Origin of the sequence: Micromonospora sp. NPDC005203 (genome assembly GCF_042872705.1) — a bacterium.
GTDB lineage: Bacteria > Actinomycetota > Actinomycetes > Mycobacteriales > Micromonosporaceae > Micromonospora.
The window spans coordinates 29,393-50,115 of sequence record NZ_JBIAKV010000009.1 but is presented as its reverse complement, the minus strand read 5'-3'; the positions used below and the strand labels follow the sequence as shown (position 1 = coordinate 50,115).

Genomic DNA, 20,723 nt, shown 5'->3' with positions numbered 1-20,723 from the left:
GGGCCGGTCGACCGCTCCCAATCGCCTGTGGTTTTCGGCGGGCATCAGCACCAGGTAGGTGCCGTCCGGGTCTGGACGAGCCGGCGGGCACGGACCAGCTCATCACCGTGCTCCCTGAGGGCGCGGCCGGTCGCCGAGCACCCCGTCCACCAGGTGGCCCGCCGCGCCGAGATACCGGGACGGATCACCGATCCGAGCCAGGTCTTCGGCGGTGTAACGATCCCGCAGTTCCGGTGTTTCCGCCAGAACGTCGAACAGGCTACGCAGGGTGGCCTCCGCCTCCGCGGAGGCCCGGGTCAGCACCTCCTTGATCCGGTCCCGGCCGACCGTACGGGAGAGCTGGGCGGCGATCCGCTCGGAGGTGAGCTGGCCGCGAGTGATCGTGAGGTTGGCAGCCATCCGATCCGGGTGGACGACCAGCCCTCGTGCCAGTGTCACGGCCGTCTCGGCGGCACCGCCGGTCAGCCGCAGGCACTCGCGCAGCAACAACCACTCGGCGTGCCACACCCCGGCGGACCGCTCGTCCTCACTGACCAGCGACTGGGTGAGTCCGGCCGCCATCGGCGCCACCTGGAGAGCGGCGCTGCGAATCAGCGTGGCGAAGACCGGATTCCGCTTGTGCGGCATTGCCGAGGAGGCACCTCGACCGCGGGCCGCAGGCTCCGCCACCTCTCCCACCTCGCTGCGGGCCAGCGAGAGCACGTCGACCGCGATCTTGCCCAGAGCGCCGGCCACGAAGGCGAGCACCGCGGCGAGGTCCGCCAACGGAGTACGCAGCGTGTGCCACGGCAGCGCCGGCCGGCTCAGCCCAGTTTCCTCCGCGAACGCCACCACCAGTCCTTCCACGTACTCGGGACCGGGTTCGGTGACGCCGTCCAGCGCCGCGTACTCGAGATAGCCGGCCAAGGTACCGGCCGCCCCGCCCAGCGACACGGGCAGGCCCTCGTCCCGTACCCGACGCAGGCGGACACGCGCGTCCACCAGCAACTGATGCCAGCCCGCCGCCTTCAGCCCGAATGTCGTGGGCGCGGCGTGCAGGGCCAGCGTGCGCCCGGCCATCGGCAGGTCGCGGTGCACGAGGGCCAGCTCGGCGATCGCGTCGGCGGCCTCGCCGAGATGGCCGTCCACCACGGTCAGTGCGTGGTGTGCGATCATCATCGCCGCGGTGTCCAGAATGTCCTGGCTGGTGGAGCCCCGATGGACGTACTCGGCGGATGCGGGGTCGAGCTCCGCGACAGCTCGGGTGAGTCGGCTGACGAGCGCCACCACCGGGTTCGCGGTGTCCCGGGCGGCCAGCGCGATCTCCCGGAGGTCAAAGAGCTCGGCCCGGGCAGTACGGGTGATCACCGCGGCGGCCTGCAGCGGCATGGTGCCCAACCGGGCCTGTGCGCGGGCCAGCGCCGCCTCGGCGTCCAGCATGGCCTGCAGCCAGGCCCGGTCCCCGACGACCTGCTCGACCCTCGTGCCGGCGCGCACCGGCGACAGCAGCCCGCTGTCTACCGCCACGTCCACGTCGCCCATCACACGATCACCCCGTGGATGCCGGCGGCGCCCGAGGCGTCACGGTCGGTCACCGTGGGCCCCACTGGCGGCAGTGACCTGAGTTCCGACGCGATCGCGTCGGCGTCGGCCAGGATCACCGAGTCGACGCCGGGCCGGACGCCGGCCGCGGTGACCCAGTGCACCGACTCGGTGGGCACACCGAACGCGAACCGGCGAGGGTGGGCCTGGTCCTGGGCGTCGATGACCCGGTACGGACGTTCGGTCACGGCCAGTCCTCCTGTTTCATGTCTGCCTCCGTCGCCGTACGGGATCCGGTACGGCCGGCATTGCTCGGTGTCGAGCATGTGGCGCAGCAACGGCTCGGCTGTGCCGGACAGATCCGCCTCGGGTAGTCGCGCCTCGATGAGAACTCCGGCACGCACCGGCGGGCCGGGCACCACCCGCGACGTCGCGACGAATGCCGGCGTCTGCGTGTCGATGACGATCTGGGTACCGGGCCCGGTCAGCTCCAGGACACCCGCCTCGATCAGCGCGACCATCTCCTCGACGCGCCGAGCCGGTGGACCGATCGACAGGAACGCGTTGAGCGGCGTGTACCACCCGGTCAGCTCGTCGCGGTAGGAGTCGCCGTCGATGCCGCCGTGATCGACCGCCAGGCGGATCTCGTTGCGCAGATCACGAAGAACGTCCAGAGCGGCCTTCAGCGGCCCCCGAACATTGCCCGCGTGCGCCTCGGCCACGTCGCGGGCCAGGTACTCGATGAGCCAGGCCCGGAAATCATCCCGGCTGCCGAAGGTGCGATCACGGTACGGCTGGGCCAGCCGCTCCCAGTCCCAGCGGTCCACCGCCGGTACCTGGCACTCGTCGAGCAGAGCCGCGCGCCGCCCTTCCGGTGCAGCCAGGTAGCGCTCCACGAAGGAATCGGCCTGGTCGACCGACCCCGCCCGGCGCAGCCACGTCGCGTAGTAGACGCTCTCCACCTCGGCGGCGATCAGTGGCCACAGGTCCCGCCGGAACCGGATCGACTCGCCGCGCGCACGACGCGCTCGCAACTGCGCCACCGCCTCCGCGGTCAGCAGCCGGGGCAGGTACCGGCCGGACACTCCCTTCTGGTTGTCGCCGCGGGCGTGCGCCGGCACTCCGCGCCGCGAACTGGCGTACAGCATCGGCTCGGCCCCGCTCGGTCGGTACCGCAGGCGCCGGTCGGTCCGGTCAAACGTTCCCCCCCGACCCACCGTCAGCAGGATCATGAAATCGAAGAAGGTCAGCCCGAGCCCTCGCAACAGCACCGGCTCACCCGCGGCGAGGTGATCCAGATCGACGTCGGCCGGACTGGCTGGGGGCAGGTAGGTCAACCCGTGGATCCGGGACAGGCTCGCGGCGCGGGCCTGCCGGGGATCCAGCCGGGAGGCCACGTGACCCAGGGTGAGCACGACGGCGTCCAGGTGGTGCAGCCGGGTGCCGTCGGCCATGCGTACGCCCTGCGGGCCGCCGGTGACGCCCGAGGTGTCGGCGATCGCCACCGCCCGGGAGCGGTGACAGCGAACCGATACGTGCGGCGGCGCGTTCGCGACGACCCGACGGAAACTGTCCCGCAGGTAATGGCCGTAGAACGCCCGGCTGGGATAGTCGTCGGGGCCGAGCTCCCGGGCCTCGTCGAGGATGGCCTGGTCGTGCCCACCGAGCGGGCCGAGCAGCGCCACGCTCTTCGCCCACTCGTAGAGGCTGGGTCCAGGCTCGATCGGGCCGCCCAGCCGAGAACTCGGGTCGGTGTAGACGGTGATTTGCGAGGCGACCGTATTGGTGAGCAGCAGCCGGGACTGGTCCGTGCGCCACACCGCGCCGGAACCAGGGACGGCGGGATCCACCACGTGCACGGTGATGCTGGCGCAGGCCCGATCGTGGCGTTCCTGGGCACAGAGCCGTTCCAGGACGGACAGGCCGCGCGGTCCGGCGCCGACGACACAGATCTCCAGATGACCGGTACGGGTCATTGCACGGCTTCACTCGGTCGTCGGGCGGCCACCCGGACCCCGTGCATCCAGGCCACCCTGTCGTGCAGGTGCTCCGGCGCCATCGCGGCGAGTGCGCGGTTGCGAGCCGACGCGGCGTCGCCGGCAGCGTGCCAGAGCCGGATGCTGTCGCGGGAGATGCCCTGTACCGCCGAGGTTCGCTCCCGTCGCGCAGCGGCGTACCGGAGGAGTACCTGGCGCACCGGCTCGACGCCGTGGCCGAGCAGGTCGCCGAGTACCACCGCGTCCTCCAGGGCCTGGCAGGCCCCCTGCGCGGCGTAGTGCAGCATGGGGTGCGCGGCGTCGCCGAGCAGGGCGACCCGGCCGTCGGTCCAGCCGTCGATCGGTGGCCGGTCGACCAGCACCCAGGCACGCCAGTCGTCGCTCAGGCTCAGCAGGTCGCGGACCGCAGGCAGTTGGGACATCGCGGCCCGCACCAGGGCGCCCTCGGTCGGCCGGCCGGCGATCAGCGTCGACGCACCGTTGACGTGGCTGGCCGCCATGTTGAGGTAGGCGCCGCCGCTGATCGGGTAGTGCACGAAGTGGCAGTCCGGGCCGGCCCACCAGGTGACGGCGTCCCGGCGTACCCGGGCGGGAACCCGGTCCATGGGGACGATGGCGCGGTATGCGGTGATGCCGGAGTTACGCGGCTCGCCGTCGTCGATCATCTGACGGCGGATCCGGGAATGGATGCCGTCGGCTCCGATGATCACGTCGGCCGGCAGCTGTTCGCGGGAGTCCAGATGGACGGTGGCGCCGGCCGCGGACTGTGTGTACCTGGCGACGGACGCGTTGGGGCGCAGGGTTATCCGGGGCCGCCCCCGGCAGGCGTCGAGCAGCTGGCGGTGCAGCTCTGCGCGATGGACCACCACGTACGGGCTGCCGAATCGACGCTCGTACTCCTCGGTCAGCGGCATGCTGGTGACGTGCTCGCCACTCACTCCGTCCATGAACCGCAGCTCGGACATCGCGACGGCGCTCGCCCGGACCTGCGGGCCCAGGCCCAGCACGTCCAGCGCGTACAGGCCGTTGGGCGCCAGCTGGATACCCGCCCCCAGCTCGGTGAACTCCGGCTGGCGTTCCAGGACCGTCACGTGATGTCCGTGTGCCGCCACCGCGAGGGCGACGGCGAGCCCGCCGATGCCGCCTCCCGCGACCAGGACACGTACGGGTGCTCGCGTGCTCATTTCGCCGCGCTGCCCCGGTCGAGCAGCTGTCGGGCCAGCTCCAGCCGCTTGATCTTGGTGGTGGCGGTCTCCGGGAGGTCCTGCAGACGCCACTGCACGGGCTGTGCCATGGGAGGCAGGGTGGCGACCGCGGCGGCCCAGCGGGCGATGTCGAGCGGGCGGTCCCCGTCAGTGCAGATCACCGGGACCGGTGGCCCTTGCGGAGCCGGCAGGATGATCACTTCGACGAGTTCGTCGAGTTGGGTGAAGAGGGTGTCCTCGACCGCGAGCGTGCTGCCGAACCCGTCGATCTCGTCCACCTCACGGTCCAGCAGGTGCAGGCAACCCCACCGGGTCCGGTAGCCCAGGTCGCCCATCCGCCACCACGATCCGTGGCGCTGACCCTCGTACCGCTCCTGCTCGCCGAGGTAGGTCACGATGCGCCCGTCGGTACGCACCTCGATGTAGCCGGGATTCTCGGAGGTGGGGCGGCGCCCGTCCCGGCTGACCACCCGCACGTCGGTCATGCCGGGGAACGGCATGCCGACGCAGCGCCCGTCGGCGCCCTCCGGCCGCTTGCGGGTGAAGGCGCGGGCAGCCACCGGACCGACCTCGCTCTGCCCGTACAACTGACCGAAGACCGGATTCGGATACGCGGACGCCGCGAGCATCCGCCGCACGGTCCGTGGATGGATGGCATCGAACGTGCTGCTGAAGTAGCGCACCGCGGCGAGCGGCCGACGAGGGTCGTCCGCCAACCGCTCCCAGCGCAGGAACGAGTTGGGATGGGTCTCCAGCACACCCGGCCGGTGGGCCGCGAACAGATCCGCGGCGCGGTCCGGGTCGTTGTCGGCCAGCACGATCAGCGGAAATCCCCGCAACAGGGTGATCGCCAGAGCGGTGAACAGCCGGGAGTGCACGAAGGAGACGTGAATGGCCACCGGGCAGCGGCGCCGGACCAGCGCGGCGATCGACGCCTGCGGGCGGTAGCGCGCCTGGAGCGTCCGGCTGGTGTGGACGGCCAGCTTCGGTATGCCGGTGGTGCCCGAGGTGTGGGTGATCAGGGTGGGCTGATCCGGCGCCATGATGATCGGAGCGACCTCCGGCACGCCGGTCAGCGCCCGCAGGGCGGTGGTACGGGGATGCTCGCCGGCTGCGAGCAGCACCCCGGCGGTCTCGGTGAAGACCGGCTCCGGCAGCTCGTGCTCGAGCTTGGCGCGGTCGGTCAGCAGGTATGGCCGGCCGGCGCGACGGATCAGCTGAAGGACCGTGGCGCCGTCGAGCTGGGGCGAGAGCAGCACCGGCACGGCGCCGATCCTGGCCAGCGCGCATGCGGTGAGCGTGATGTCGAAATTGTGAGACTTGTACACCACCACGCGGTCCGTGGGCCGCACACCCGCGGCGTGCAGCCGGGAGGCGAGGTCGGCGATCAGGTCGGCGATGGCACCGACGGTGATCCGCCGCCCCAGCTCCGGCGCCACGTCGAGGTCGTGGTCGAGGGTGATGTCGGTACCCGGGTGGGCGGCCGCGGCTCGCTCGAAGAGCGTGCCCAGTCCGATGCCGCGGTTGGCGATTCTCTGTAGCAACATGTCAGGACTCCTACCGCTCGCTCTCGACGATCGCTTTGATGCGGCGCAGCGTCTCGTGCAGGTCGGCGCCGACCTTGGCGCCCCACTCGGTGATGAACCGCCGGCGCTCGTCGTCGCCCATGTCCTGGGTGATCTTTCGGATCCCCTCGGTGGGCGCATCCATCCGGAAGTGGTGCACGAGCCGGCAGCCGTTCGGCTCCCGGATCATCCGGAAGGCCCACACGCTCGTCTGGGCACGGCCCTGGCTGTCTCGCATCGCCCAGCTGAACTCCGTGCCGGGGACGGCCGTGTGGATCTCCGCCTCGGTGGTCCAGGTGCCGCGCACGACCGGCGCCCAGGAAACGACGTCCTCGCCGCGCAGGTTGTGCCCGCGGAACACCGCGCCGGGCGTACCGGGGGTGCCGCTGATCCACTCGCCTCCGGTGCACTCGGGGCTCCACTCCCGGCTGCGGGGAAGGTCGCTGACGAGCGCGTACACCTCGGTCGGGGTGGCTTCGACGATGAGTTCCGCCTGTGATTCGAACAGTGGCGTGGTGGTCTCGGTGTGGGCCATGGGGAGAATCGTCGGTAACGACTTCCGGGAGGGTCAAAGCGTTCGGAGCTGATCCATCAGGTCGCCACCGTCGCTCGCGCCGACCGGCGAATTACTTGATTCACGCCATATTCTTCGCGCCGTCCGACGCTCTAGCCTGGATCTCGGGTAGCGATCCAGGTGCGCGGCGTGACGGTGGGTGATGCGACATGCACACCCGCTCGGCATCGTCGGGAGGTGCCGCGCGCCAACGCCCGGGACGCGACTATGGACACGGGGAGAGTCATGTCTACGAAGATCGACGAAGGCACCACCGTGCTTGCGGAACCGGTGCTGTCGGACCACCGACGTTACGGATCCGTGCACGTCGCTGAGCCGGACGGAGTCGCCGGCCAGGTGCAGGGTCTCGCGCCACCGCAGGACGAGGGAACCCTGCTCCAGGACATCGCCCGTCAGGGGCGGCGGCTGCTCGACGCACCGGTCGCATTCGTCGCCGTCGTGACCGAGGAGGGGCCCGCGATCACGGTACGCGCGATGGACGGCTCCGGCATGGGCAACGAACTGCGCCTGCCGGGGAGCCACCCGTCCGCTGCGGCGCTGCTTGACGGCTCGTCTCTCTGGTGCCTCTCGGACGATGCCCGGGGGGCCGCCGGACAGCCCGGGGTCGGCCCGCGCGATCCCCGCGAGGAACCGTTGCACCCGGTGATCGCCGTACGACTCGGCCGCGTTCACGGATCCGCCCCCCGCCGTTCGGTCACCGCGCTGTACCTCAGCGACCGGCGGCCCCGGGCGATCATCGTCAGCGAGCGCATCCAGCTGACCTCGTTCGCCCGGCTGGCCGGTGCGGCGATGGAAAAGACGCAACTGCTCGACCTCGCGATCGCCCGGCTCTACGGGCTCGAGCAGCAGTCCGCCCGCGCCGCCGCCGACCTGGACCGGCTACAGGCTCTGCGCTCGGTGCACTACGGCTTCATCGACCTGGCCGTGGCTAGGGGTGACGCACAGGCTTTCGTCGACGAGGCGGACCGGCGGATCGGCGGATCAGTGCGTCTGTGCACCACCGACGGCCTCGTGGTCGCCGTCAGCCGCCCCGCGGCCGGAGGCGGCGGCCTCACCGAGGCGCTCCCTGGTCCGGCCGCCACCGGTCGGGATCCGATCGCCCGCGACGTGCGTTCCTGGGTGGTCCCGGTACTGGCCGGTGACCGGCGAATGGGAAGCCTGTTCGTCGAGATCGACAAAGCCCCGGGCGAGCCGGATCACCAGCTACTGCTCCTGATCGGCCAGGCGGCGGCGGTCATCCTGCGGCAACTCGACGACAGCATGGAGAGTCAGGCCCGGCGGGCGCTGCTCAATGAAATGATCACCACGCCGAAGCCCGCCGACACACTCGTGGATCAGGCCCGCAGGCTCGGCGTCCACCTGGACCGGCCGTACGTCGTGGTGGTCCTGCGTCCGGACGGCGTCAGCCCGCACTGGGCGTCGGTGTGGAGCGCTGCATTCGCCGCCCGTAGCGGTGGGCTGTCCGCCATGCACGACGGCGACATCGTGCTGCTGCTGCCGGGAGACACCGACCCGGCCGAGGTCGCCCGAACGGCCGCCGACGAGTCGGGATCGCTCTTCGGCCGGCCGGTGACAGCAGCCGCCTCCAACCCCAGCTCCGGCCCCGTGGGCGTGGCCGCACGGTACCGGCAGGCCCTGCGCTGCCTGGAAATCATGATCCTGATGGACCTGGGCGGCCGTGGCGTATCCGTGCAGGAGCTCGGTTTCCTGCCGATGCTGCTGGCCGGGCGGGAGGGCATCGACCAGTTCATCGACACCACGCTCCAGCCGATCCTGGACTACGACCGGCACCGCAACGGCGACCTGGGCCGAACGCTCGACGCGTACTTCCAGTCCGGGCGCAGCCCGACCAACGCGGCGAAACTGCTGCACATGCACCCGAACACCGTCACCCGGCGGCTGGAGCGGGTGACGCGGCTGCTCGGCCCGACCTGGCAGCGCCCGTCACGGGCACTGGAGATACAGCTCGCGCTCCGCCTCCACCGCCTGCTCACCGAGCTGTGACACCCGCCGGGTCAGCCGGGTACGACGAGTGCCCGGCGCCCGCGCATCTCTCCGTCCTCCACCATCTGGTGCGCCTTCGCCATGTCGGACAATGGGATGCGGACCACCTCCCGTGGGTTCAGCCGGCCCGCGGCCAGCAGCCGGTTGACGGCGCCGGCAGCCTCCGCGAGCTCGGCGGTCGTCGCGTGCGAGATGACGAAGCCGACGATCGACCGATCCATCATGTAGAGGTCACCGACGGGCAGTGCCGGCCTGGCTCGGGCACCGGCGAGCAACACGATCCGGCCGCGGGCCGCGAGCCGCCCGACCACCAGATCCAAATCGTTCGTGCCGGAGGTGTCCAGGTAGATGTCGATGCCCCCCGGGCAGGCCGCCGACAACCGTTCCCCGAGATCGGGCGCCGCGTAGTCGATGACCTCGGCAGCACCCGCGGACCGGCAGAACGTCTCGTCCCGGGGCGCGGCGGTCGCCACCACGCGACCTCCCAGGGCCACCGCGAGCGTGATCAACGCCGTGCCGACGTTGCCGCCGCCCCCGCCGACCACTACCGTCTCGCCGGGACGCAGGCGTCCGTGCACGGCCAACGCCAGGTACGCGGTCGCGGCCGGATGCAGCACGGTTACCGCCTCCGCCGACGCCTCCGCAGGCAGGTGATAGAGCCGATCCGCGGGCACCACGACCCGCTGCGCCGCGGCGCCCTGGCGGCCTCCGTGGCCGAGGCTGTTGCACCAGACCCGGTCCCCGGCGTGGAACTCGGCGACACCATCACCGGAACGTGCGACCACACCGACCAGGTCGCGGCCCACGACGAACGGCAGCGGGACGTGCGTCCGGAACGCGCCCGAGCGGACAAACGTGTCGACATGATTGACCGTCGTGGCCACGACGTCGACAAGCACATCGGTCGGTCCGGGACGCGGCGTGGGCAGGTCGCCGTACCGGATCGCGGCGGCCGGCCCGAGCCGGTCGATGTACGCGGCACGCACGGTCGTCACCGCAGCACCAGGCTCTTGAGGCCGTCGTCACTCTGGAAGAAGGACATGCGCATGGAATCGTCGGCGTACGGACCGGGCGCCGGGGGCTCGTCCAGGGTGATCCCGAACCAGCGCTGGTACGCCTCGAGCACGGCGGCGTCGCCGACCAGGGTCTCGGTGGTCTGCCGGCCGTCGGCGAGGACGGTCAGCTTGTTGCCCTGCAGGGTGACGCGGCCATTCTCCAGGGGCAGGGAGCAGAACATGTTCTGCAGGAACGGTGACGCCGGATGGGTGCGGTACCACCACAGGTTCTGCCGGAAGTCTGGCAACTCGGCCGGCTCGTCATAGAAGCGGTACTGCAGCAGATCGTTGCGGTACACGTCGGTGGTGTCCGGCTCCGGGCGTCGTGTGCTGAACCGGCCGTGCGGATCCACGTGCGGCTCGGTCGTGCCGAGCCGCATCGGAAGACGACTGCTCTTGCCGAAGCCGACGTCGGACATCCAGCGTGAGCCGGTGTCCGGGAAGTGGACGGTCATCATCACGTGATTGTGCGGGGCGGTGAACCGCCCGGAGATCCAGACCCGGCACTGGTGCAGCGTCACCGGGAAGTTCAGTGCCTGCAACAGCAGGTAGAAAGCGGTGTTGATCTCGTAGCAGCCGCCGCCCCGCCGCCGGTACACCACCTTGTCCACGATCCGCTCGTCCATGTAGATCTCGTGACCGAGGTGATAGTCGAGGCTCTCAAACGGCACCGTGAGGGTGTGACGCTCCTGCAGGTCACGCAGTGCGGCGAGGTCCGGGCGCTCGGGCCGGTCGGCACCGATCCGGACCAGGTAGTCCTGTACTTGCTGCTCGGTCAGCACGTATCAGTCCTGTTCGTACGACATACGCATTGACTTGTTGGCGTGCGGGCTCGGCACCGGCGGCTTGTCGAGCGTGATGCCGAAGTACTTGTCGTACGCCGCCAGCAGATCCTCGTCGTTGGTGATCCGTTCGATCCGCCGCTGATCCCCGTCGATCACCACGAGCTTGTTCTCGCGCAGGATGACCCGCCCGTTCTCCGTCGGCAGCGTGGTGGACAGGTTCTTCAGGAAGGGCGAGTCGGGCGAGGTGCGGTACCACCACACGACCTGCATGCCGTCGCTGGCCACGATCGGCTCGTCGTAGAAGCGGAACTGCAACACGTCGGCTCGGTAGACGTCGGTGGCGTTGTCGGCGACCCGCTTGGTCGAGAAGGTGCCGTGCGGGTCGTCCTGCGGCTGCGGCGACTCCAGCAACAGCGGATAGCGACTACTGCGCCCCAGCCCCACATCGACCAGCCACCGATCGTCACCGAACCGCACGGTGCTCACGGAGTGGTTGTACGGGGGCGTGAATTCCTGCCCGAGCCAGACCCGGCCCTGGTGCATGGTGATGTCGAAGCCCAGCGATTCAAGCAGATAGTGGAACGAGGTGTTGATCTCCCCGCAGCCGCCGCCCCGGCGCTGGTACACGATCTTCTCGACCACGCGCTCGTCGACGAAGATCTCCTTGCCAAGGTGGTAGTCGATGGTCTCGAACGGCACCGTCAGCGAGTGTCGCGCGTGCAGCAGCCGCAGCGCGTCGGCGTCGAGACGCTCCGGCCGCGAGGTGCCGATCCGGTCCAGGTACGCGGCGACCGTCGTGTCGTCGAGCATGTCTTCACCTCTCTGTGGATGGGAAGCTCTCCGTGGGGCGGAATCGGGGAAAGAGCCTCTCCGCGTTGGCGCGATTGACCGCGGTCCATTCCGCCGGGTCGAACTGCGCGAGGCGAGCCACTCCCTCACCGTTCGAGGCGCCAAAGCTCTCCGGCATGAACGGGTAGTCGGAGCCGACCAAGATCCGTTCGACGTTGGCGAAGAGCCGGAGTGAGGCGAACGAGTGCCGGCCACCACACATCGCCACGTCGAAATACAACCGTCGGAGCGCGGCGATCGGATCGTCGGGGAGGCGGGCGGCGAGCTCGCCGTTGATGATCGAGCCATAGGTGAGCCGGTCGGCGTAGTAGCTGATCCCACCACCGCCGTGCGGCAGGATCATCGGCAGGTCAGGGAATCGTTCCAGGGTGCCGTTGTAGAGAAGCTGGGCGGCCAGCCGCACCGACTCGAACGGGAACTCGTAGAGGGAGAGCGGCAGGCCGAAGGTGGGCTGACCGACCGAGGGCGGAACTCCCGGGTGGATGAAGATCGGTGTGCGCCGCCGCTCGGCCTCGGCCAGCAGCGGATCGAGCCGACGGTCCCCGACGTAGAGGCCGTCGTAGTTGGTCAGCAGCCCGAGCCCGTCGAGGCCGAGCACGTCGATCGCGTACACGAACTCCTCGACGCAGTCGTCGAGGTGCGGGAACGGCAGCACCGCGAACGCGCCGAAACGGCCGGCGCCGTCGGCCACGAATGTGGCGAGATACTCGTTCAGTCGGCGCGCGAAAGCGCGGGATCGGGAACGCTCCAGCATCGGCACACCCGGCCACAGGTTGACCACGGCCGCGCGTATTCCCTGCCGATCCATCATGGCGAGACTGCTGGCGACGCTCCAGGACGGCCGATCGACACCGGAAAGCACCGCGACGCCGCCCATATCGCGGACCGCCGCGCTGTAAAAGTCGGGAATGATGTGGTGGTGCACGTCGATGGCATCCATCCACGGCGATCCGGCCGGCTCGTTGTCGGGGTTGACGTCCACATTCGAATTCTTGCAATCGCACATGTCCCTGCCAAGTACGCCGGAGCTAATGTGTCACCTCTCTTCCGACTGTTGCTCGGGCGGTCCGGGTGCCATACATTTGGCGACAGAATCCGTGCCCGTCCGTATCGCTTTCGTCGACGGGCTCCGGCGAAGGAATGGATTTGGTGAATGCTCACATTTCCACGAGGCGAACGGCCGGTCGGCGTGCTCGGCACCGGCTCTTATCTGCCGGGCAGGGTGGTGACAAACGCCGAGGCGGCCGAGCACGCCGGCGTGACCGGCGACTGGGTGTTCGAGAAGACGGCGATCCGGGAACGGCGATGGGCCAAGGCCGACGAGGCGACCTCTGACCTCGCGATCAGCGCCGCGCGAATGGCCCTCGCGGATGCCGGCATCGACGCCGCCGACCTGGCGCTCGTCGTCGTGGCCACCTCGACCCCGGATTCCCCGCAGCCCCCCACCGCCAGCATCGTCGCGAGCGAGATCGGAGCTGGTCGCGGCACGGTCGCGTTTGATATCAACGCGGTGTGCAGCGGCTTCAGCTATGGCCTGGCCGTCGCCGAGCGGCTGGTGGCCGCGAATGGCGACCGCCCGGCGCTGGTGATCGGCGCCGACGTCTACTCGCGCATCCTGTCCCCGCGCGATCGCCGCACGACGGTCCTCTTCGGTGACGGGGCCGGAGCCGCGGTGATCGGCGTCGGCGCGACGCACAGCATCCTTGCCACCCGGCTGGTCAGCTTCAGCGAGGCGCACGGCCTGGTCGGGGTGGCCGCTGGCGGCAGCCGCTTGCCGGCCTCGGAGCAAACCATGCGTGACGGCTCGCACTACTTCACCATGGACGGGCGCGGTGTACGCGACTTCATCGACGACCACGTAACCCCCGGCATCGCCGGGTTCCTCTCCGAGCACGGGATACGGCCGCAGGAGATCAGCCACCTGGTGTCACACCAGGCCAACGGACGGATCCTCGCCACCATGGCGGATCAGCTCGGAGTGTCGTTCGAGCGGTTCGCCACCACGTTGGGCGTCTACGGCAACACCGGGGCGGCGTCGGTACCGATCACCTACGACCAGCTGCGCCGCTCCGGTGCGGTCCGACCCGGTGACCTGCTACTCCTCGCCGCCTTTGGTGGCGGGATGACCATGGGGATGACTCTTCTGCAGGCGGCCCGGTAGAAGGAACTCGGGTACGGCGGGCGCCCGCCGCGCTAGGCGCGGCGGGCGCCCATCGCTCAGGACGTACGCCGGAGGGCCGGTTCCGCGCGGCCCCGCGCCGCGAGGACGGTGTGCGCCGCCGAGGCCAGCGTGACGTGTCGGTGCCAGCCCCGGTACGAGCGACCGGTGAAGGCGCGCAGACCCACCCGGTCACCGGTCATCTCCAGATCGTGTCCCACCCGTGGGACCAACGACGTCAGGCGGACCAGGTCAGCAAGGCCGACATCGCCGCGGCTGGTCAGCCACAACTGGCCGGGACCGGACCCGCCGGGCGCGCTGAGCTCGACCATGAGCAGTGGGTCGTGTGCCCGGGTGCTGGGCAACCGAACCGCGACGGTGCCGGCCAGCACCGGCGGATTCGCCGTCAGGCCAAAGACCGGCCGCCGGCTGTGCCGTGCCGCCGCCGCCAGGGCACCGGCGCACTCGCTGGCCGACCGCCCGGCGGCGACGAGGCGCAGACCGGCCGGGATGCGGATCAGCACCGGCGCGCCACTGGCGCGGAGCCGGCGGATGACGGTCCCGGCCTCCATCTCCCGTGCGTCGACCAGCACGAGATCGTCCGCCGCAACGCCCAGTTCGAGATAGGTCTCCACGGTGCAGGCGCCCAGGGACTGCGCGACCATGTCGTCCGGGATGGCCGCGCGCCGCCGGCGGTGCTCGTCGGCCAGCCAGTCCTCGTTGAGGTGCAGACGCCAGTTGACCGGGGCGACGAAGTCGGGCGTGGCGGCCCAGAGGCCCACGGCGTGCTGCGCGTTGAGCGACTGTCCCAGGCCCGGCGAATACTTCCGGCCTACCCCCACCGAGTGCGTCCCGGCCTTGCGGATCAACGTCGGGTGCAGCACCCAGGCCGACACGTTGGCAACCCGGGTGACATGGCCGGTGAGTGCCTGGCGGACCGGCATCCAGTCCCAGGTGGAATCGCTTACGAAATGGTGCAACGCCTGCTCCGCCGCAGGTTCTGCCGATATGGCGGCAATGTTGCGGATCGATTTACGCCCACGGGTCAGGAGGAGTCCTCGGATGTATTCCGTGCCACGCCTGCGTTGGTCACTCCGCGGCAGTCCGGCCAAGATGTCCGTACACAAGTCCGTGACGTCGTCGTGCAGACGCATCCTGCCTCCTCGGGGCACCCAGCGGCGAACACAATGAGCTTGTAATGCGCAGCGGGGAGGGTCGAGGTGCTGACAGCACCGCCTTTGCGGCAGCGGTGGTTGCCGGAGGCGCATCTCACGCGATGACGCCGGAGAGAGCGAGTCGGACGGCGCTGATCCTGACATAATCGGTTGCCGGCAAATGCTGAGGCCCGCCCGGGTCGTCCACGACGGGCCTTGTAGATCGGTCTCTCCTGGTGGAATCCACGTGCTGCCCTGGTGACCGCAGCCGGCTGACCGCGCGGCGTCCACGCCCGGTACAGGCGACCTGATGACCGCGGTCGACCTCCCCGCCCGGACCATCTCCCGGCTGATGGGCCTGCCTGGGCAGCCAACCGTCGCCCCGGCCGCTGCTGTCGCGGCAGCCGGGGCGATGCCGTTCACTTGCCGATGTGAAGCGCTTCCCGGACGAACATCTGAGCGAACGTCGGGGCGCCGGCGGTCGTGACCACGTCGATGAACTGACCGAGGTGATTGTCTTCGGTCGCCTCGCGAATCAGCAGGTCAGCCAGATCGATGCGGGACGTGAACCGGCCGGGCAGCCGGCGCGGCTCGGCGCGGTAGTCGGTGATGACGTCGCCGTCGAACAGACCGGCGGGACGGATCACCGTCCAGTCCAGGCCGCTCGCCCTGACCAGCTTCTCCATCCGGGCCATGTCGTCGTAGACGGTCCGGCCCATCCGGAGCAGGATCGGCGCGATGATCTTCTTGAAGGTGAACGTCTCACCCTCGGCGTGCTCGCCGGTGGTGCCGGTCGACGTCACGCAGACCAGTCGGCGCAGGCCGTGGTCCTTCATCGCGGCGATGATGTTGGCCGCCCCCTGCGAGTAGACCCGTACCGTCTGCTTGGTGTACGGAATGCCGAGACTGGAAATGACCGCCTGCTGCCCCGCGATCACAGCGTCCACCGCGGCCGCGTCCAGCACATCCGTGCCGACCACCCGCAGCCCCGCTCCACTGAGCGGGAAGGACCCCGGGCGGCGGGTCACCGCCGTGACGAGGTGCCCCCGAGCCAGTGCCATCTCCGTCGTCAGCCGGCCGGTCGGGCCGTTCGCGCCGAACACCACGAGTTTCATCGAACCTCACCTCTTCTTGACTTACGTTCCTACCGATCGATGGTCCGGCCGGCCGGTCGTCCAGGCCACGACGACCGCGCCGAGCACGACGCCGGCCGCGACGATCAGCGCCGTCGCGTAGCCGGTCACCGTCGCCTCATTCCGCGTCGGGGCGTCGGTGTCCGGGCCGATCAGCAGCGCCGCGGTGGTGCTGGTCGCGACGGTGTTGAACAGAGCGGTGCCCACCGCCGCCCCGACCTGCTGCACGGCGTTGTAGAGGCCCGACGCGACGCCGCTGCCGGCGGAGTCGGTGCCTGCGGTCACCTCGCTGGTCAGCGGGGTGAGCACAGAGCCAAGGCCCATCCCGGCGAGGATCTGTGCCGGCAGCAGGTAGAGCAGGAAGACATCGGGGGTGTCCGCCCGTGCCCGGGACAGGATCAGGATGCCGGCGCCGAGGGCCAGCAGGCCCGGCGCGGTGATCACCCAGGTCGACACACGGCCGGGTAAGAGTCCGGCGACCACCGCGCCGGCCACCGCGCCCACGCTCGTCACCACCAGGACCAGACCGGCCCGGACGGGGGAATAACCCAGCACCGTCTGGGTGAAGTAGGTCATGAACAGGTAGCAGCCGAACAGCGCCAGCTGTAGCAGGAAGACGGTGAGAAGGGCGCCGCCGCGCCGACGGTGAGCGACGATGCGCGGGGGCACCAGCGGGTCGCGGGACCGGCGTTCCACCACGACGAAAGCCGCGAGCAGTGCCCCGCCGGCCAGCAGCAGGATGAGCGTGTGCGGGTCCGCCCAGCCGTGTGACGCTCCCGCGCTGAACCCGGCCACCACCGTGACCACCGACGCCACGCTCAGCAGGACCTCGGTGGCTGCTGGGAAACGGCCGCCGGTGAGGCGCTCCCCCCGCGGCAGCGCACGAGCGCCGAACAGGCCGATCGGCACGATCACCAGGTTGATGAACAGGCACCAGCGCCAGCCCGCGTACTCGGTGAGCAGGCCGCCCGCGATCAGGCCGATGGCCGAGCCGGCCGCGCTCACCGCCGCGAACGCCGCGAAGGCCCGACCCCGCTCCCGTCCCTCGGCGAATATCGTGGCGAGCAACGCGAGCGCGGCCGGCGCGAGCAGGGCCGCGCAGCATCCCTGTAGTGCCCGCCCGGCGATGAGCGCCGGCGCGTTCGGCGCGGAGCCGGCCAGGGCCGAGGCCACGGCGAAGCCGGCCAGCCCCCAGACCAGTGCCCTGGGGTGCCCGACGATGCCGCTGATCCGGCCGCCGGCCAGGAGCAGCGCGCCGAACGGCAGGACGTAGGCCGTAATCACCCACTGCCGGACCCCGTCCGACATCTGGAGAGCGTCCTGCGCGGACGGCAACGCGATGCTCACGATGGTCGAATCGAGCACGATCATCAGTTGCGTCAGGCAGATCGTCGCCAGGATCCATCGCGAGCGGGTCGCCGCTGGTGCCGCCGTGGTCACGTCGTTCACTTCTGTCGCACTCGCCCCCCTGGCCGGGCTCGCGCAAGAGCCACTAGAACGCCGGTCGGGCACCAGAACGTTGTTCCGGTGCCCGACCAATGTACTACGCTCACCTTGAGAACGGCCAAGCGAGGGCTCGGAAGGCAGGTGACGCCATGGTCGGTCAGGCACGTCCCGGCAAGGGTGTGTGGCTCAGGACCACCTCGCCACGTCACCACAACCCGCCACTGAGCCTCACGCGCATCGCGACCGCCGCCGTCGAGCTGCTCGATCGGGACGGCGTCGGTCAGCTCACCATGCGCCGGCTCGCCGAGCATCTGGGCGTCGGCACGACGACGCTGTACTGGCACCTCGACACCAAGGACGACGTGCTCGACCTGGCGGTCGACACGGTGTTCGCCGAGTCGGCACCGGAGCAACACAGCGACGACTGGCGGGCGGACATCACCGCCCAGCTCACCAACTGGCGCGAGACACTGCTGCGACACCCATGGTCGGCGGCGCTCCCCCTGCGGCAGCGTCCCGCCGTCGGCCCCGGCTTCCTGTCCTGGATGGAATTTCTCCAAGCCGCCCTGACCCGGGCCGGATTCGGCCATCGCGACGTCGCCGCGGCGAGCTGGGTCCTGTACAGCCATGTCCAGGGGTCCGCAGGCAGCCAGACCGCGCTGCGCTGGTCGGCCGAGGAACGTCAGGAGGGTCAGCGGTTACTGGACGACCAGCGTGCCCTCTACCCGACCCTGGTCGCGCAACAGCACCTGCTCGACGACGACTGGGCCGGAAACTTCCAGCTCGGGCTGGCGTACGTGCTGGACGGCCTCGCCGCCCGCATCCGCCCGCCCGGCAACCAGGCCCGATAAACGCCGGACCGGCCCGCACCATGTGCGGGCCGGTCCGGAACGGGAATCAGAGGTCGTACTTCTTCAGCACCTCGTGACCCACGTACTGGATCGCCGAGGTGGTCTGCTCCCGGCCGATCTTGAATGCGGCGGCCACCTCGACCAGACGCAGCGCCTGGTACTCGATCGCCGCGAGGTTGTCCTCGTGGACGTTGCTCGCCTCGTGCCGGGAAACGCTGCACGTGCCGTACGGGGCGCCGTTGTTCGGCAGCCCCAGCACCGCGACGCTGGAACCGTTGGGCACGATCAGCGCACCCCAGTGGCAGATGACGTTGTGCAGAGCCAGGATGGCCGTCTGCGCGCCAGCGTGCGGCATCGAGCCGGACGCGAAAACGCCCACCACCTTGTTGGCCAGGTCGCCCGGAATGGCAACCGGGCCGGAGTGGTCGATGAAGTCGATAATCTGCGGAGCCGGCAGGCCGAAGTGCACCGGCGTGCCAATCATGATGGCGTCAGCCGCCACCAGATCCGCCATGGTCGCCACCGGCACGTCCGCCGTCTCGGCGTTGAGCTCGGCGTACGCCTTGCGGTCCAACACGATGGGATTGGGCAGGTCGGGAACCCTGTAGAGCTGCGCTTCGGCGCCAGCCTTCACCGCCGCGGCGGCCGCGGCCACGGCGAGCTGGTAGGTATTCCCGCTGCGGGAGTGGAAGACGATTGCCACCTTGATCACAGAACGCTCCTCACGGGTCGATGCGCCTGGGCATCGCACGGACCATCTACGGGCATCCTGTCGACCGCGACCGCGCCGACAAACGGCACGAACCTTAGTTAGTCACCTCCGGGCCGTTTCCGCCCCCGACCTGACACAACCGGGCCGCCACCGTTGACCGGCGCGTCCCGGTCCCGATGTGCTGCGACCCATGTCGAACGCACCCGAGAAGCCGCTCACCGCACCGGCCGATCCCGAGGAACTCGTGCCGCTGTTCGAGCACGCCTTCAACACCCGCAACCTCGACCTGCTCGAGGAACTCTTCGAGCCCGACGCGCTGCTGGTCCTGGCCCCCGGCGAGGTCCTGGCCGGCGACGAACGGCGCGCACGCAACCAGGAGAAGCTCCCGCACTTCCTGCCTATCAAGGTCGCCATCCGCCACCAGTACATCACCGGGGACATCGCCCTGCTGATCAACGACTACGTGCACGAGGGAACCACCCCGGATGGCAAGCACCTGCGTATCGAAGGCACCGCCGTCGATGTGCTCCGGCGCGGCGCCGATGGCGCCTGGCGCTGCCTTATCAGCAACCCGGCAGGCATCAAGACCGCGGGCGAACTCCCGCACTGACGAGGCGGGTGGACCCTGCGGTGCCCAGCCCGGCCACCTGGCGGCGGCCTCCTACGCGGTCCTTCGCCGGGAACGGCGCCGGTCCCGCGCCGCGCCGGCCCGCTGCCTTCCGGTGAACGGGCCCGCATCCGCACCGGCGAGTAGATCCGCCCGGCGCGCGGTCCTCAGGCCGCCGCCGGGCCCGACGGATACGGAGAACAGGTATGACGAAGCTCCTGGTCGTCGTCGGCAGCATCCGCCCCGTCCGGGCTGCCGACCTGGTCCTGCCCTGGCTGGCGTCGCGGGTCAACGCGCACGGTGGCTTCGAGGTCGAGATCGCTGATCTGCGGGACTGGGCGTTGCCGATGTTCGCCGAACACCTGGGTACGGTCGGCGACATCGACGACCCCACCTGCTCCGACCCGGTCCTGCGAGCCTGGAACACGAGGGTGCGGGAGGCCGACGCCTTCATCGTCATCACCCCGGAGTACCACCACAGTCTGCCCGGCAGCCTGAAGAACGCCATGGACAGCGTGTGGCCCGCATTCGGCTTCCGGAACAAGCCGGTGGCAGCCGTCGGCTACAGCGCCGGCATCGGGGGTGGCAGCCGGGCCGTCCAGCATCTGGCGCAGATCGTCATCGCGGCCGATGCCGTGCCGCTGCGCAGCACCGTGTTGCTGCCCTTCGTACAGACGGCCTTCACCACAGCCGGGGAGCCGCTCGACCGCGCGACGGACATCGGTCTGCGAATCATGCTCGACGACCTCGCCTGGTGGGCGACCGCGCTGAACAAGGCCCGCGCGGAAGGCGAACTCGCGCCTGGCCAGACGCGCATGATGTCAGCGCTGACGTCGGCCTAGTGTCGTGCGCTGGGGCGACTGCGGATTCGGCGGCTCCGTCTCGCATTCGCCGTTGCCGATGCGTGACGCTGTTCGCTCGGCTGTCCGGGACAGGTTCGCCACGGCGTGACCTGCCCGAACGGTATGGGCCATGGAAGAGCGCCTACCAACGGTTGCGCCGCTGGGCGGCCGACGGCACCTGGGCCAGCCGCAAAGCTCACGTCATCGCGTTGGCCGAACTCGACGACGACATCAACTGGGACGCCCGAGTCGACGCCACCATCGT

General features: G+C 70.0%; 18 protein-coding genes and 1 pseudogene. 6 read left to right on the top strand and 13 right to left on the bottom strand.

Annotated features, from left to right (window positions below; translation table 11 throughout):
• Window positions 1-102: 102 nt before the first annotated feature.
• Genes ACFYPM_RS20350 through ACFYPM_RS20330 form a run of 5 tightly spaced genes read right to left on the bottom strand, consistent with a single transcriptional unit; the run spans window position 103 to window position 6,823 of the window.
• Window positions 103-1,521, bottom strand: a complete 1,419-nt coding sequence (locus tag ACFYPM_RS20350) for an adenylosuccinate lyase family protein (RefSeq protein WP_387199012.1) — start codon at window positions 1,519-1,521, stop codon at window positions 103-105.
• Entirely contained in the window at window positions 1,521-3,497 is a 1,977-nt protein-coding gene (locus tag ACFYPM_RS20345; RefSeq protein WP_387199010.1) for an FAD/NAD(P)-binding protein, read from the bottom strand. The genes ACFYPM_RS20350 and ACFYPM_RS20345 overlap by 1 nt, the downstream gene beginning before the upstream one ends.
• Complete coding sequence (locus tag ACFYPM_RS20340) at window positions 3,494-4,702, bottom strand: FAD-dependent monooxygenase (protein ID WP_387199007.1); 1,209 nt, start codon at window positions 4,700-4,702, stop codon at window positions 3,494-3,496. The genes ACFYPM_RS20345 and ACFYPM_RS20340 overlap by 4 nt, the downstream gene beginning before the upstream one ends.
• Window positions 4,699-6,270 (bottom strand): class I adenylate-forming enzyme family protein, encoded by a 1,572-nt coding sequence (locus ACFYPM_RS20335; RefSeq protein WP_387199004.1) that lies wholly within the window; start codon window positions 6,268-6,270, stop codon window positions 4,699-4,701. The genes ACFYPM_RS20340 and ACFYPM_RS20335 overlap by 4 nt, the downstream gene beginning before the upstream one ends.
• A gap of 10 nt (window positions 6,271-6,280) precedes the next feature.
• A complete protein-coding gene (locus ACFYPM_RS20330) occupies window positions 6,281-6,823 on the bottom strand; it encodes an SRPBCC family protein (RefSeq protein WP_387199001.1) in 543 nt (180 codons plus the stop codon).
• Between the two features lie 264 nt (window positions 6,824-7,087).
• Between ACFYPM_RS20330 and ACFYPM_RS20325 the strand changes: the two genes are divergently transcribed.
• The gene (locus tag ACFYPM_RS20325) at window positions 7,088-8,866 is read left to right on the top strand and encodes a helix-turn-helix domain-containing protein (protein WP_387198998.1); all 1,779 of its coding nucleotides are present in this window, start codon (window positions 7,088-7,090) and stop codon (window positions 8,864-8,866) included.
• A gap of 11 nt (window positions 8,867-8,877) precedes the next feature.
• Here ACFYPM_RS20325 and ACFYPM_RS20320 read toward each other — a convergent pair whose 3' ends face one another.
• The 4 genes from ACFYPM_RS20320 to ACFYPM_RS20305 are packed head-to-tail and all read right to left on the bottom strand — an operon-like array spanning window position 8,878 to window position 12,537.
• Window positions 8,878-9,861 (bottom strand): NADPH:quinone reductase, encoded by a 984-nt coding sequence (locus ACFYPM_RS20320; RefSeq protein WP_387198995.1) that lies wholly within the window; start codon window positions 9,859-9,861, stop codon window positions 8,878-8,880.
• On the bottom strand, window positions 9,858-10,703 hold the full coding sequence (locus ACFYPM_RS20315) for an arylamine N-acetyltransferase (RefSeq protein WP_387198993.1): 846 nt from the start codon (window positions 10,701-10,703) through the stop codon (window positions 9,858-9,860). Before ACFYPM_RS20315 ends, ACFYPM_RS20320 begins: the two co-directional genes overlap by 4 nt.
• Window positions 10,704-10,706: 3 nt before the next feature.
• Window positions 10,707-11,516: an arylamine N-acetyltransferase gene (locus tag ACFYPM_RS20310; RefSeq protein WP_357252416.1), complete on the bottom strand. Its 810-nt coding sequence runs from the start codon at window positions 11,514-11,516 to the stop codon at window positions 10,707-10,709.
• A 4-nt stretch (window positions 11,517-11,520) separates the two neighbouring features.
• Entirely contained in the window at window positions 11,521-12,537 is a 1,017-nt protein-coding gene (locus ACFYPM_RS20305; protein ID WP_387198990.1) for an amidohydrolase family protein, read from the bottom strand.
• Window positions 12,538-12,708: 171 nt separating this feature from the next.
• Here ACFYPM_RS20305 and ACFYPM_RS20300 point away from each other — a divergent pair, with 171 nt between their 5' ends.
• Window positions 12,709-13,716, top strand: coding sequence for a 3-oxoacyl-ACP synthase III family protein (locus tag ACFYPM_RS20300; protein ID WP_387198987.1), 1,008 nt, complete (start codon window positions 12,709-12,711; stop codon window positions 13,714-13,716).
• A gap of 56 nt (window positions 13,717-13,772) precedes the next feature.
• Here the strand turns inward: ACFYPM_RS20300 and ACFYPM_RS20295 are convergent, their stop codons facing one another.
• The 3 genes from ACFYPM_RS20295 to ACFYPM_RS20285 form a co-directional block, all read right to left on the bottom strand.
• Window positions 13,773-14,867, bottom strand: a complete 1,095-nt coding sequence (locus tag ACFYPM_RS20295; RefSeq protein WP_387198984.1) for an IS701 family transposase — start codon at window positions 14,865-14,867, stop codon at window positions 13,773-13,775.
• Between the two features lie 419 nt (window positions 14,868-15,286).
• Window positions 15,287-15,982, bottom strand: a complete 696-nt coding sequence (locus ACFYPM_RS20290; RefSeq protein ID WP_387198982.1) for an NAD(P)-dependent oxidoreductase — start codon at window positions 15,980-15,982, stop codon at window positions 15,287-15,289.
• A gap of 21 nt (window positions 15,983-16,003) precedes the next feature.
• Window positions 16,004-17,440, bottom strand: a complete 1,437-nt coding sequence (locus ACFYPM_RS20285) for an MFS transporter (protein WP_387198979.1) — start codon at window positions 17,438-17,440, stop codon at window positions 16,004-16,006.
• A gap of 155 nt (window positions 17,441-17,595) precedes the next feature.
• Here ACFYPM_RS20285 and ACFYPM_RS20280 point away from each other — a divergent pair, with 155 nt between their 5' ends.
• Window positions 17,596-18,297: a TetR/AcrR family transcriptional regulator gene (locus ACFYPM_RS20280; RefSeq protein ID WP_387198975.1), complete on the top strand. Its 702-nt coding sequence runs from the start codon at window positions 17,596-17,598 to the stop codon at window positions 18,295-18,297.
• Between the two features lie 46 nt (window positions 18,298-18,343).
• Here ACFYPM_RS20280 and ACFYPM_RS20275 read toward each other — a convergent pair whose 3' ends face one another.
• Window positions 18,344-19,009, bottom strand: coding sequence for a flavodoxin family protein (locus tag ACFYPM_RS20275; RefSeq protein WP_387198973.1), 666 nt, complete (start codon window positions 19,007-19,009; stop codon window positions 18,344-18,346).
• A 190-nt stretch (window positions 19,010-19,199) separates the two neighbouring features.
• Between ACFYPM_RS20275 and ACFYPM_RS20270 the strand changes: the two genes are divergently transcribed.
• The 3 genes and pseudogenes from ACFYPM_RS20270 to ACFYPM_RS20260 all read left to right on the top strand — a co-directional run.
• Complete coding sequence (locus ACFYPM_RS20270; protein ID WP_357252435.1) at window positions 19,200-19,619, top strand: nuclear transport factor 2 family protein; 420 nt, start codon at window positions 19,200-19,202, stop codon at window positions 19,617-19,619.
• A 203-nt stretch (window positions 19,620-19,822) separates the two neighbouring features.
• Entirely contained in the window at window positions 19,823-20,458 is a 636-nt protein-coding gene (locus ACFYPM_RS20265; protein ID WP_387198970.1) for an NADPH-dependent FMN reductase, read from the top strand.
• Window positions 20,459-20,547: 89 nt separating this feature from the next.
• Window positions 20,548-20,640 (top strand): annotated as a pseudogene (locus ACFYPM_RS20260) (transposase); the annotation flags it as partial.
• Window positions 20,641-20,723 lie beyond the last annotated feature (83 nt).